This window comes from Streptomyces sp. BBFR25, assembly GCF_044590125.1.
GTDB classification, from domain to species: Bacteria; Actinomycetota; Actinomycetes; order Streptomycetales; family Streptomycetaceae; genus Streptomyces; species Streptomyces canus_D.
On sequence record NZ_CP172447.1, the window covers coordinates 7838256 to 7851576 of the forward strand.

7 protein-coding genes are annotated in these 13321 nt (G+C 72.8%); 4 read left to right on the top strand and 3 right to left on the bottom strand.

Annotated elements, in window-relative coordinates:
- Positions 1-33 precede the first annotated feature (33 nt).
- Positions 34-1002, top strand: a complete 969-nt coding sequence (locus tag ACGH52_RS35110; protein ID WP_399945325.1) for an aldo/keto reductase — start codon at positions 34-36, stop codon at positions 1000-1002.
- A gap of 33 nt (positions 1003-1035) precedes the next feature.
- On the opposite strand, the gene ACGH52_RS35115 is transcribed toward ACGH52_RS35110, so the two are convergent.
- Positions 1036-1710 carry a DUF4232 domain-containing protein gene (locus ACGH52_RS35115; protein WP_121702833.1) on the bottom strand — a complete coding sequence of 225 codons (675 nt, stop codon included), beginning with the start codon at positions 1708-1710 and terminating at the stop codon, positions 1036-1038.
- Positions 1711-1855: 145 nt separating this feature from the next.
- Complete coding sequence (locus ACGH52_RS35120; RefSeq protein ID WP_399945330.1) at positions 1856-4237, bottom strand: SpoIIE family protein phosphatase; 2382 nt, start codon at positions 4235-4237, stop codon at positions 1856-1858.
- A gap of 277 nt (positions 4238-4514) precedes the next feature.
- Here ACGH52_RS35120 and ACGH52_RS35125 point away from each other — a divergent pair, with 277 nt between their 5' ends.
- The 3 genes from ACGH52_RS35125 to ACGH52_RS35135 all read left to right on the top strand — a co-directional run bounded on the left by ACGH52_RS35125 (position 4515) and on the right by ACGH52_RS35135 (position 11967).
- A complete protein-coding gene (locus ACGH52_RS35125; RefSeq protein WP_399945333.1) occupies positions 4515-7601 on the top strand; it encodes a glycoside hydrolase family 2 TIM barrel-domain containing protein in 3087 nt (1028 codons plus the stop codon).
- 167 nt (positions 7602-7768) lie between these two features.
- Positions 7769-10012: a cellulase gene (locus ACGH52_RS35130; RefSeq protein ID WP_399945336.1), complete on the top strand. Its 2244-nt coding sequence runs from the start codon at positions 7769-7771 to the stop codon at positions 10010-10012.
- A 347-nt stretch (positions 10013-10359) separates the two neighbouring features.
- Complete coding sequence (locus ACGH52_RS35135; protein ID WP_076972818.1) at positions 10360-11967, top strand: RICIN domain-containing protein; 1608 nt, start codon at positions 10360-10362, stop codon at positions 11965-11967.
- A gap of 38 nt (positions 11968-12005) precedes the next feature.
- On the opposite strand, the gene ACGH52_RS35140 is transcribed toward ACGH52_RS35135, so the two are convergent.
- The gene (locus ACGH52_RS35140) at positions 12006-13175 is read right to left on the bottom strand and encodes a lactate 2-monooxygenase (protein ID WP_399945339.1); all 1170 of its coding nucleotides are present in this window, start codon (positions 13173-13175) and stop codon (positions 12006-12008) included.
- Between the last annotated feature and the right edge of the window lie 146 nt (positions 13176-13321).

Below are 13321 nucleotides of genomic sequence, written 5' to 3' on the forward strand. Positions count from 1 at the left end.
TACCGGTGATCCGCGAAGACGGGAGCAGCAACGATGCAGTACGTGAAGCTCGGTTCGACAGGTCTGGACGTGTCGCGGATCTGCCTGGGCTGCATGACCTACGGCGTACCCGACCGCGGCACGCACGAGTGGACCCTCGACGAGGAGGCCTCGCGTCCGCTGATCCGGCAGGCGCTGGAGGCCGGGATCACCTTCTTCGACACGGCCAACGTCTACTCCGACGGCACCAGCGAGGAGATCGTCGGCAAGGCGCTGGCCGACTTCGCCCGCCGCGACGACATCGTGCTCGCGACCAAGGTGAACGGCCGGATGCGGCCCGGGCCGAACGGCGCCGGACTGTCCCGCAAGGCGATCATGACCGAGATCGACCACAGTCTCAGGCGCCTGGGCACCGACTACGTCGACCTCTACCAGATCCACCGCTTCGACCCGCACACCCCGGTCGAGGAGACGATGGAGGCCCTGCACGACCTGGTGAAGGCGGGCAAGACGCGCTACATAGGGGCCAGTTCGATGTACGCCTGGCAGTTCTCCAAGATGCAGTACACCGCCGAGCGGCACGGCTGGACCAAGTTCGTGTCCATGCAGAACCACTACAACCTCGTCTACCGCGAGGAGGAGCGCGAGATGCTGCCCCTCTGCGCGGACCAGGGCGTCGGCGTGCTGCCCTGGAGCCCGCTCGCCCGCGGCCGCCTCACCCGCGACTGGGACACCGCCACCGAGCGCAGCACCACCGACACCTTCGGCAGCACCCTCTACCAGGAGGGCGACCGTGCCGTGGCCGAGGCCGTCGCCCGCATCGCCGGTGAGCGCGGTGTCCCGCGCGCCCAGGTCGCCCTGGCGTGGCTGCTGCACCAGGACACGGTGACCGCGCCCATCGTCGGCGCCTCCAGGCCGGGCCACATCGAGGACGCCGTGGCGGCGGTCGGACTCACGCTGAGCGAGAAGGAGACCGAGGAACTCCAGCGGCCCTACGCCCCGCACCCGATCGCCGGTCACTGATCGCCGGACCGGCGTCTGCGGAGGACCCGTGCCTCAGGGGCCGGTGCCCACCTCCAGGGCGGTGACCGACACCGGCGACTCGTCGCCGCCGACCGGGACCTCGCCGGCCGTCCACTTCACCTTCAGGGGCTCCCGCTCGTCCGGCGGGGTGACGAGCAGCGCCGCCGGGGTGGCCGTGCGGGCGCCGCTGATCTGCGGACTGGAGAACGACAGCCCGGCCCACGCGCTCTTGCCCGGCGTCAGCGTGACCGTCTCGGGGGAGCCCGGGGCGCGCTCGGGGTCCGGGCCCAGCTGCTTGCCGGACGCGTCCACGAAGGCGGCGCCCGGATAGCCGTACACCGTGCAGGTGCGCTCGGAGGTGTTGGTCAGCACGACGGGGAAGTTGCGCTGCCCGGCTCCCGGGTCCACGCGGCCGACGGCGGCCCGCAGCTCCGAGGTGTGGCAGCGGCCGTCGGTGCGGGCCGAGGCGGAGGCCGAGCCCGCGGTGTCGGTGGGCGTGGCGCCGACCGCCGGCGCGGTGTCGCCGGGCGTCGCGGTGCCGCTGCCCGGGTCCGTGCCGGCCGTGCCGGCCGTGCGGGCGGTCTGGCTCGGCTGCGGGGTGCCGCTCGATGTGGCGCTCTCGTTGCCGCAGGCGGCCAACAGACCGAGCAGCGCGACCCCGCTCGCGAGCAGGGCCGTCCGGCGCAGTGGCTGGGGCGTGTTCGCCATCGCTTCTCCACACTCCCGTAAGGCTCTCGCGCACGGCCCCGATGCGACCGGCACCGTACGCCCCGTACTGCCGAGTGTCCCGCCGCACGGTGCGGGAAACGAGGGGGCGCCCTCCGCATCGGGGCGAGGACAGGATGACGGGGTCTCACTCCTCGTTGTCGAGCAGTCCCAGCTCCGCCCAGATCGTCTTGCCCTCGGCCGTGTGCCGGCTGCCCCAGCGCTGGGTGAGCTGGGCCACCAGGAGCAGACCGCGCCCGCCCTCGTCCCAGGTCCTGGCCCGGCGCAGATGCGGCGCGGTGTGGCTGGTGTCGGAGACCTCGCAGATCAGGGTGGCCGTGTCGTGGATCAGCCGGAGCCGGATCGGCGGGGAGCCGTACCGGATGGCGTTGGTGACCAGCTCGCTCACGACCAGCTCGGCGGTGAAGGTCGCCTCCAGCAGGTTCCAGTCGGAAAGCCGTTCGAGGACTTGCTTGCGGACCGGGGCGACCAGCGCCGGGTCGGCCGGGATGTCCCAGGTGGCGACCTGTCCGGCGGGCAGCCCCCGGGTCCGGGCCAGCAGCAGGGCCACGTCGTCGGCGGCGCTGCCCGACGGGAGGAGGCGGTGCAGCACCCGGTCGCAGGTGGTGTCCAGGGAGTCGGCGGGAGCGGCCAGCGCCTCGCGCAGCAGTGCCTGGCCGGCGTCGGTGTCGCGGTCCCGGCTCTCGACGAGACCGTCGGTGTACAGCGCCAGCAGGCTGCCCTCGCGCAGCTCCAGCTCCGCCGACTCGAACGGCAGGCCGCCCACGCCCAGCGGCGGCCCGGACGGCAGTTCGACCTGCTCGGGCGGACCGTCCGGCGGGACCAGGACGGGCGCCGGGTGCCCGGCCCGGGCCATGGAGCAGTGCCGGGACACCGGGTCGTACACCACGTACAGACACGTCGCGCCCACCTCGCCCGCCCGGTCGTCGCCGGACTCCTCGGACAGCCGCACCACCAGGTCGTCGAGGTGGGTGAGCAACTCCTCGGGCGTCAGGTCGATGTCGGCGAGGGTGCGCACGGCGGTACGCAGCCGGCCCATGGTGGCGGAGGCCGGGATGCCGTGGCCGACGACGTCCCCGACGACCATCGCGACCCGCATCCCGGACAGCGGGATCACGTCGAACCAGTCGCCGCCGACGCCCGAGCGGGCCGCGGGAAGATAGCGGGAGGCCGCCTGCACCGCGGCGGTGGGCGGCAGCCACCGGGGGAGCAGGCTGCGCTGCAGGGTCAGCGTGGCCTCGCGCTCGCGCGAGTAGCGGCGGGCGTTGTCGATGCAGACCGCGGCGCGGGCGGTGACCTCCTCGGCCAGCAGCACGTCGTCGTGGGTGAAGGGGTCGGGACGGCTGAACCGGGTGAAGTTCGCGACGCCGAGGGTGGTGCCGCGGGCCTGCAGCGGCACCGACATCGTGGAGTGGATGCCGTACTCCTTCACCCGCCGCAGGCGGACGGGGTCCCACTGGAGCCAGCGTTCGAGGTCGCCGTAGGCCGCCGAGGCCACGATCGCCTGGCCCGAGAGCAGGCACTCGGCCTGGGGCGAGCCGGCCGGATAGACGTCCAGCTGTCCGATCTCGGCCACCGACTGCGGGCAGTCCTCGGTGACCGACCGGTGCGCCGTGCGGCGCAGGCCGACCGGCGGCTCGACCACGGTGGCGGGCTCACCGCCGTGCTCCTGCGGCTCCAGCAGGTCGACGCTGACGAAGTCGGCGAGCGGGGGGACGCACACGTCCGCCAGTTCCTGAGCCGTACGGGTGACGTCGAGGGTGGTGCCGATGCGCACGCTGGCCTCGTTCACCAGTTGCAGCCGCTCGCGGGCGCGGTGCTGCTCCGTGAAGTCGTGGGCGCTGACACACACGCCGATCACCTGGCCGTCGGCGCCGGTGAGCGGCGCGATACGGGCGTTCCAGGCGTGGGCGCGGCTCTCGCCCACGGCCTTGAGCCGGGCCTGCATGTCGTGCCGGCGGCCGGTGTCCAGCACGCGCCGCATCCGCCGCTCCAGTTCCGCGTTCTGCGGCCGGTCGCCGAAGTCGGTGGCCCGCAGTCCGCGCACGCGCTCCGACGGGAGCCCGAGCAGGCGCGCCATGGCGTCGTTGACCCCGCGCAGCAGGAGCCGGTCGTCGAAGATCATCATGGCGCAGGGGGACTGGGTGAGGGCCGCTGTGACCAGCGGGTCGTCCTCCGGTTCCGGTCCGGTCCGCAGCGGGGTGACGGCGAGCCAGGTGGGCGGGGCGCCGTCCTCGGCCGCCCTGCGGTGGGCCAGCACCCAGACCGACACGGCGTGTCCGTCGCGGTGGCGCAGGGCCAGGGTGCCGCTCCACTGTTCGTCGTCGCGCCCAGGAGGTGTGCCGTGGCGGTCGTCCGCGAGCAGGTCGGCGGCGGGGCGCCCCACGACCTCGGCGGCCGGATGACCGAGCAGCAGCCGGGCGCCCTCGTTCCACTCCCGCAAGGTGCCGGAGCCGTCGACGACGGCGCGGGCCGTGGCGGCATCGTCGAACGGGTTGACCGGACTCATCGTCGCCACTCCATTGCGCACACTCACAGTGATCAGCGCGTCACCTGGGTCCCAGCCTAGTGGGTTCGGGCCGTGCGCGGACCCGAACCCACCGGGCGCACAGGACCCGACCGCCGCGCCGGTCACCGGGCGGTCCGGAGCCCACCGGACAGAAAGTGCTTTCCGTGGCCTTGACGCGCGCGTATGCCCCGACGTCAGAATCTGTTTGTTCGCGATCGCTTGTGAGTGCTCTTGAGTTCTGATGAGCCTTGATGAGTCCTGATGAGGGAGATCCGCCATGACGGTCACGCGCAGATCGCTTCTGATCGCCTCCGCCGCCACGCCCGCGGCCGGAATGGCGTTCGCCGCCTCGTCGGCGCGGGCCGCGGACGCGACCGGCGACGCCGCGGGCCGCGGCACCATCCCCCTGCGCGACGGCTGGCGCTTTCGGCTGGTCGACCTCGACGGCGCGGCCGAGGACACCACGGACGCCGCCGATCCCGCCCACGACGACTCGGAGTGGCGCGAGGTCGCCGTCCCGCACGACTGGAGCATCGAGCAGACACCCACCACCGAGCACGGCACGACCAGCGGCACCGGCTTCCTGCCGGGCGGCCTCGGCTGGTACCGCCTCGCCTTCACCCTGCCGCCCGCGCTCGCCGGGAAGCGGATCTCGGTCGAGTTCGACGGCGTCTACATGGACGCACGCGTCCACTGCAACGGCCGGGAGGTCGGCCACCACCCCTACGGCTACACCGGCTTCGCCCTCGACCTCACCGACCTGGTGCACACCGACGGCCGTACCGAGAACGTCCTCGCGGTGCGGGTGCGCAACCAACTGCCGAGCAGCCGCTGGTACTCCGGCAGCGGCATCTACCGCGAGGCCCGCCTGGTCGTCACCGAGCCGGTGCACGTACGGCGCTGGGGCACCTGCGTCACCACGCCGCGGGTGAGCGGGGAGAGCGCCGTCGTCCGGGTGGAGACGCAGGTGGTGAACGCCTCGGGCGCCGCGCGCGAGGTCGAGGTCCGGTCGGCGGTGAAGGACGCGGACGGCCGCACCGTGGCCCGCGCCGCCTCCACGGCGCACATCACCGACGCGGCGTCCGAGACCCACGAACTCACCGTCGCACGCCCGCGGTTCTGGGACTTCGCGGACCCGCACCGCTACACCCTGCACACCGAACTGCGCGTCGGCGGCCGGACCGTCGACACGTACCGCACCCCGTTCGGCATCCGCACCTTCCACGTCGATCCCGACGAGGGCTTCCACCTCAACGGCAGGTACGCCAAGATCAAGGGCGTCGACCTGCACCACGACCTCGGCGCGCTCGGCGCCGCGGTGAGCATCGACGCGATCCGCCGCCAGATGACCATCATGCGGTCGATGGGCGTCAACGCCTTCCGCACCTCGCACAACCCGCCCTCGCCGGAGATGATCGAGGTCTGCGAGGAGATGGGCATCATCATGCTGGTGGAGGCCTTCGACTGCTGGCGCACCGGCAAGAACCGCTACGACTACGGCCGGTTCTTCGACGAGTGGTGCGAGCGGGACGCCACCGAGATGGTGCTCGCGGCCCGCAACTCGCCCGCCGTCGTCATGTGGTCCATCGGCAACGAGGTCCCCGACTCCACCGCCACCGCCGGACTCGCCATGGCCGACCGCGTCATCGACGCCATCCGCGCCGCCGACGACACCCGCCCCCTGGTCATCGGCTCCGACAAGTACCGCAGGCTGCCCGCCAAGGGCTCCGCCGCCGACCTGATGCTGGCCAAGCTGGACGGACTCGGCCTCAACTACAACACCGCCAAGTCGGTGGACGACCTGCACGCCGCCTACCCGCGCCTCTTCCTGTTCGAGTCCGAGTCGTCGTCCGAGACCTCCACCCGCGGCACCTACCAGGAGCCGGAACACCTGAACACCGGCGAGAACCACACCCCGGGCGGACGGGCCACCTCCTCCTACGACAACAACCTCGCCTCCTGGACGATGAGCGGGGAGTACGGCCACAAGAAGGACCGGGACCGCAAGTGGTTCGCCGGGCAGTTCCTGTGGTCCGGCATCGACTACATCGGGGAGCCCACCCCGTACGACGTCTTCCCGGTGAAGGCGTCCTTCTTCGGCGCGGTCGACACGGCCGGGTTCCCGAAGGACATGTACCACCTGTTCCGCAGCCAGTGGACGGACGAGCCGATGGTCCACCTGCTGCCCACGACCTGGAACCACCGCGAGGGCGACACCGTCGAGGTCTGGGCCTACACCAACGCCGACACCGTCGAGCTGTACCTGAACGGGAAGTCCCTCGGCACCCGCCGCTTCGACACCAAGAAGACCGTCGACGGCCGGACCTACCTGGAGACCACCGAGGCCACCGGCGACGACAAGACCTTCACCGACGGCCCCTACCCCGGCAGCTACACCAGCCCGAACGGCAGCGCGGGCAAGCTGCACCTGACCTGGCGGGTGCCCTTCGCGGCGGGCGAGCTGAAGGCCGTCGCCCGGCGCGGCGGCAGGACGGTGGCCACCGACGTCCTGCGCACCGCCGGGACGCCGCACGCCGTGCGCCTCGCCCCGGACCGCGAGACCGTCGACGCGGACGGCCGCTCCCTGGTCTTCGTCACCGCCGAGGTGGTCGACCGGCACGGTGCGGTCGTGCCCGGCGCCGAGCAGCTGATCTCCTTCGACGTCGTGGGCGGCTCGCTCGCCGGACTCGACAACGGCCGCCAGGAGAGCGCCGAGCGCTACCAGGCGAGTACCCGCACCGCCTTCCACGGCAAGGCGCTGGCGATCGTCCGGTCCGGCACCCGCCCGGGCACGGTACGGGTGACGGCCCGCGCGGACGGGCTGCGCACCGGCACGGCGACGGTCCGCGCCCGGCGGGCCGGGGACCGGGCGACCACACCGGCCGCGGAGTTCCGCCCCGAGCACCCGGCGCCCGTGGACCACCCGCACGCGGACGCGAGCTACTCCGGCCGGCCCGACACCCTGCCCGCCGCCGTGCTGGACGGCGATCCGGCCACCGGCTGGTCCAACGGCTTCCACAAGGCGGCCACCGCCCTGCTCCCCGCCTTCGACGGCGCCCGCGCCGAGGACTGGATCTCGGTCGACCACGGGCGCACGCGCACCTACGACCGGGTCGAGGTCTCCTTCACCGTGGACGACGGGCACAGCCTGCCCGCGGCCGTCGAGGTCGCCGTCTGGGACGGCCGTGCCTGGCGTGCGGCGAAGGAGGTGCGGACCGAGTGGGCCACCGCCTCCGACGCGCCCACGGTCATCGCCTTCCGGCCCCTGCGGGGCTCCCGGGTCCGCCTCACGCTGACCAGCCGCCACCCCGGCGAGGCACGGGGAGCGATCCGCGTCAGCCGCCTGGAGGCACCCGCCGCCTGAGCCTTCGAGGGGCGGTCCGGACGGGGGACACCGGAGAACGGACTTCGGAAACCGGTCCCGTCCGGACCGTTGACGGCGTGTCATGTCTGCCACAAGCATGGCCTGCGACCGCATTTGGGAGCGCTCCCATTCCCGGCGAGCGCCACCTCCCCCGAGGAGCCCCGGACGTGAAAAGACGCAGAACCGCGCTCGTCTCCCTGACGGCCCTGCTGGCGGCGGCCGTCACCGCGCTGCCCGCCGCCCCGGCGGGTGCCGAGGAGACCGAGCAGGTCAGGAACGGCACCTTCGACAACGGCACCGACTCCTGGTGGACGAGCAGCAACGTCACCGCCGCCGTGACCGACGGCCGGCTGTGCGCCGATGCCCCCGGCGGCACCGCCAACCGCTGGGACGCGGCCCTCGGCCAGAACGACATCACCCTGGTCGCCGGGGAGTCGTACAAGTTCTCCTTCACGGCCATCGGTACGCCCGCCGACCACGTGGTCCGGGCGATCGTCGGCCTGTCGGTGTCCCCGTACGACACCTACTACGAGATCAGCCCGCAGTTGAGCGTCTCGGGCAACACCTACGCGTACACCTTCACCTCGCCCGTCGACACCACCCAGGGACAGGTGGGCTTCCAGCTCGGCGGTACACCCGACGCCTGGCGGTTCTGCGTGGACGACGTGTCCCTGCTGGGCGGCGTGGCGCCCGAGCCGTACGTGCCGGACACCGGGCCGCGGGTGCGGGTCAACCAGGTCGCCTACCTGCCGTCGGGACCGAAGAACGCCACGCTCGTCACCGACGCCACCTCCCGGCTGCCCTGGCAGCTGAAGGACGACGCCGGACGGGTCGTCGCCCACGGCCGGAGCGAGCCGCGCGGCGTCGACGCCTCCTCCGGGCAGAACGTCCACTCGATCGACTTCGGCCGGTACAAGAAGCGCGGCGAGGGCTACACGCTGGTCGCCGACGGTGAGACCAGCCGCCCCTTCGACATCGGCACGGCCGCCTACGAGCGGCTGCGTCTGGACTCCGCGAAGTACTACTACACGCAGCGCAGCGGCACCGCGATCAGCGACGGACTCCGCCCCGGCTACGGCCGCCCCGCCGGACACGTGGGCACGGCGCCCAACCGGGGCGACACCGAGGTGCCCTGCCAACCCGGCGTGTGCGACTACACCCTCGACGTCTCCGGCGGCTGGTACGACGCCGGAGACCACGGCAAGTACGTCGTCAACGGCGGCATCTCCACCTGGGAGCTGCTCAGCACCTACGAGCGCTCGCTGCACGCCCGCACCGGGGAGCCCTCGAAGCTCGGCGACGGTTCGCTCGACATCCCCGAGAGCGGCAACAAGGTGCCCGACATCCTCGACGAGGCCCGCTGGGAGCTGGAGTTCCTGCTGAAGATGCAGGTGCCGGACGGACAGCCGCTGGCCGGAATGGCGCACCACAAGATCCACGACGAGCAGTGGACCGGGCTGCCGCTGCTGCCGAGCGACGACCCGCAGAAGCGCGAACTCCACCCGCCGACCACCGCGGCGACCCTCAACCTGGCGGCGACGGCCGCGCAGGCCGCCCGCCTGTACCGCCCCTACGACCGGGAGTTCGCCGCCGAGGCGCTCGACGCCGCCCGCACCGCCTGGGCCGCGGCGCTCGCCCACCCGGACCTGCTCGCCGACGCGGACGACGGCATCGGCGGCGGCGCCTACCCCGACGCGGAGGTCGCCGACGAGTTCTACTGGGCCGCGGCCGAGCTGTACCTGACGACGGGGGAGCGGGACTTCAGGGAGCACGTGCTGGACTCCCCGGTGCACACCGCCGACATCTTCGGCCCGATCGGCTTTGACTGGGCGCGCACCGCGGCCGCCGCCCGCCTCGACCTGGCGACCGTCCCCAGCCGGCTCCCCGGCCGGGACCAGGTACGCCGCTCCGTCGTCCGGGGCGCCGACGGCTACCTGGCCACGCTCAAGGCCCACCCGTACGGCATGCCCTACGCCCCCGAGGGCAACGTGTACGACTGGGGCTCCAGCCACCAGATCCTGAACAACGCGGTCGTCCTCGCCACCGCCTACGACATCACCGGCGGCTCCAAGTACCGGGACGGCGCCGTGCAGAGCATGGACTACATCCTCGGCCGCAACGCGCTGAACATGTCGTACGTGACCGGATACGGCGAGGTCAACGCGCACAACCAGCACAGCCGCTGGTACGCCCACCAGCTCGACCCCGCCCTGCCCGCGCCGCCCGACGGCACCCTGTCCGGCGGTCCGAACTCAAGCATCCAGGACCCCTACGCACAGAGCAAACTCCAGGGCTGTGTGGGCCAGTTCTGCTTCATCGACGACATCCAGTCCTGGTCGACCAACGAGCACACCATCAACTGGAACGCCGCGCTGGCCCGGATGGCCTCCTTCGTGGCGGACCAGGGCTGACCCGACCGGCTGACCCCGCGCGCCCCCCCGTCGAGGGCCGCACCGCTTCCGCGGAGAAAACGGAATGCCGGTGCGGCCCTCTCGGCATGCCGGAGTTTCTGACCTTCTTTCAAAGGCGGCCGATGTTGCCCGGTCGCCTTGTTGACCATGAGTGGTTTGTGCGAGAGTGAAGCACCCGTGCGGGGGGTAAAGGCCGGGTCTCGCACGCGCTTTGACGGGCCGGGTCCGATTTCGCCATGGCGAATTCACGCCTCCCGCGCTCCGCCCAAGAGGTACACACCAATCCGTGGGTCCTTTTCGGCGTTCGGAACTTCTGAGCCGCCTGCGCGTGGGAAGGAAACACCTCAGTGCCCACCCCCCACCCCCCTCGGCCCGCCCACCCGCCCTCGGGCGGGGACCCCGGGGAGTCCGACGAGTTGCTGGCCGCGCGGCTCAGGGACGGACCGGAGAGCGAGACGGCCCGGATCGCCGCGCTGCTCATGGCCCGCCACTGGCAGCCCGCGCACGACTACGCCACCATCTGCCTCGCCACCTCGGCCCAGGTCACCGGCATGGTCACCGCCGCGGCCTGGCACCGGGTACTGGCCCGGCTCGCCGAGGGCGAACCGGCCACCGCACTGCGCCCGCGCCTGCTGGTGGCCGTGCGCGACACGGTCCGCCAGTGGTCCGCCGACGACGCGATATCCGGTGCCGTGCCGCAGTTGCTCAAACCCGCCGGCGGACGGGGCATGCGGGCGGCGAAGTCCTTGACCCCGGAAAACCGCACGCTGGCCGCCCGGGCATTCGCCTCTCTTCCCGGACCGGCCCGTTGTTTGCTGTGGCACACGGAGGTCGAAGGGGAGTCCATAACGGTCCCGGCCGGTCTGCTGGGGATGGACACCGACACCGCGTCGGCCACTCTCGAACAAGCGCGTGAGAAATTCCGCGAGGGTTGTCTGCACGCCCACCGGCAGCTCGCGCCGAGCCAGGAGTGCCGCTTCCACGGCCGGCTGCTCGACGTCCCGATTCGCCGGGGCGGCGCCCTGCTGCCGGATGTCCGCAAACATCTCGCGGACTGCCGTCACTGCCGCCACGCCGCCGACCAACTCGGCCATTTCGAGCGCGAGCTGGGCACGCTGATCGCCGAGGCCGTGCTCGGCTGGGGCGCCCGGCGCTATCTCGACTCCCGTCCGGCCCGGGCGACGCTGGGCGCCCTGGCCAAGGGTGCCGCCCGGCACCGCGGCGGGCGCCCCGGGCTGCTGGCCCGGATCCCGGTGCCGGTACGCAGGGTGCCCGGCAGGCCGCGTACCGGACGGACGGTGCTCAGGCAGTTCGGTGCCGCCTCCGCCGGGGTGCTGGCCATCGTGCTCGTGGTGAGCGTGTGGTCGTACGACGGCGGCGGTGCCGATCCGGCCGCCTCCACCAGCGCCGCGGACCAGGACGGCGAGACGTCCGCCACGAGCCGCCCGAAACCGCCCGACGCGGCCGGGATGCCCACGGCGGCGGACCGCACCCTGCTGCGCAACGTCGCCGCGAACCTCTGCCTAGACGTCCGGGGCGAGCCGAAGGCCGGGGCGGGCGCCCGGCTGGCGGAGTGCTCCGAGGCGTGGACCCAGCAGTGGACCCATGAGGACGACGGGCTGCTGCGCAGCGTCGCCGACCCGGGACTGTGCCTGGACTCGCGGGCGGACGCCGGAGTCGTCATCCTCGGTACCTGCGCCGACGAGGGCACCGAGCGGGGCGACGACGTGCGCTACGACCTCACCGGGCAGGGCGAGTTGGTGCCGCGCGGGCAGCAGCTGCTCGCGCTCGCCGCCACCACCGCCGCCCCGGACGCCGACGTCGTCGTCAAGGTGCACGACGGCTCCGAGGCCCAGCGCTGGCGCACCGAGCCGGTGCCGACGGCGGAGGGCTCCCTCTCCATCGCCCGCACCGAGGCACCGGGCGCGCGGGCCGTGGAGCTGCCCGGCGGTTGAGGAGTCCCGCACGTTCCGGGGGACGGTGCCGCCGTCCCCTACACCGGGTCCTCGATCAGGTCGGACGGGCCCGGTGTGGCCAGTGAGGCGTGTCCGGACAGGGCCAGGGTGAGGTCCAGTTCGGCGAGCAGGCAGCGGATCACGTGCTCCACACCGGCCTGGCCGTCCAGGCCCAGACCGTAGGCGTAGGGGCGGCCCACGAGCACCGCACGCGCGCCGAGCGCGAGCGCCTTGAACACGTCGTCGCCGGTGCGGACGCCGCTGTCGAACAGCACGGTGAGCCGGTCGCCGACCGCCTCCACCACGCGCGGCAGGGCGTCGGCCGCCGCGACGGAACCGGCCACCTGACGGCCGCCGTGGTTGGAGACGACCACGCCGTCCATCCCGGCGTCGGCGGCGAGCCGGGCGTCGTCCGGGTGCAGGACGCCCTTGAGGACGATCGGGCCGTCCCAGTTCTCCCGCAGGAACGCCAGGTCGGGCCAGGACTTGGCCGGATCGGAGAACATGCCGACGAAATGCATCACCGCCGCGTTCGGGTCCTCGTGCACCGGCTTCGCCAGCCCTGCCTGGAACGCCGGGTCCGAGAAGTAGTTGGCGGTGCCCACCCCGTGCAGGAACGGCAGGTACGCCTGGTCGAGGTCGCGCGGGCGCCAGGACAGCAGCGGTGTGTCCAGCGTGACGAACAGCGCCGTGTACCCGGCCGCCCGGGCGCGGTTCAGAAAACTGCGCGCCACCTCGCGGTCCTTGGGCCAGTAGAGCTGGAACCAGCGCTCGGCGTCGCCCATCGCCTCGGCGACCTGCTCCATGGGCGTGCTGGAGGCGGAGGAGAGGATGTACGGCACGCCCTGGGCGGCGGCGGCCCGGGCGGCGGCGGGCTCCGCGTCCGGGTGCATGATCGACAGGACACCGACCGGCGCGAGCGCCAGCGGGGCGGGCAGGTCGCGGCCCAGCACCTCGACGCGCAGGTCGCGCTCGTGCACGTCGCGCAGCATGCGCGGGACGATCCGGCGCCTGGCCAGCGCCGCCCGGTTGGCGCGGGCGGTGCTGCCGTCGCCCGCGCTGCCCGCGACGTACCCGAAGGGGCCGGGACCCAGGCGCCGCTCCGTCAGCTCCTCCAGCCGGGTCAGATCGGTGGGCAGCCGGGGCACCGCGCCCGTCATGCCGTTCAGATAGATCTCGTACTGGAAGTCCGCCCAGTGCTTCGGCATCCCACGTCCGCCTCTCGTCGTCGAGCTCGCGCTGCGGGCACCATACCCGCGGGTATGCCGGGGGCGGCCGTCAGGGTCCGGGGTCTGTTTCAGGGGTGTTTCAGGCCTATTGGCGAACGCGTGGATCACGCCATTCGGCCAGTTCC

Excerpts from the sequence above, each read along its gene's own strand:
- ACGH52_RS35120 (WP_399945330.1), bottom strand. The coding sequence starts at position 4,237 with ATGAGTCCGGTCAACCCGTTCGACGATGCCGCCACGGCCCGCGCCGTC.
- ACGH52_RS35140 (WP_399945339.1), bottom strand. The coding sequence starts at position 13,175 with ATGCCGAAGCACTGGGCGGACTTCCAGTACGAGATCTATCTGAACGGC.
- ACGH52_RS35115 (WP_121702833.1), bottom strand. The coding sequence starts at position 1,710 with ATGGCGAACACGCCCCAGCCACTGCGCCGGACGGCCCTGCTCGCGAGC.
- ACGH52_RS35125 (WP_399945333.1), top strand. The coding sequence starts at position 4,515 with ATGACGGTCACGCGCAGATCGCTTCTGATCGCCTCCGCCGCCACGCCC.
- ACGH52_RS35110 (WP_399945325.1), top strand. The coding sequence starts at position 34 with ATGCAGTACGTGAAGCTCGGTTCGACAGGTCTGGACGTGTCGCGGATC.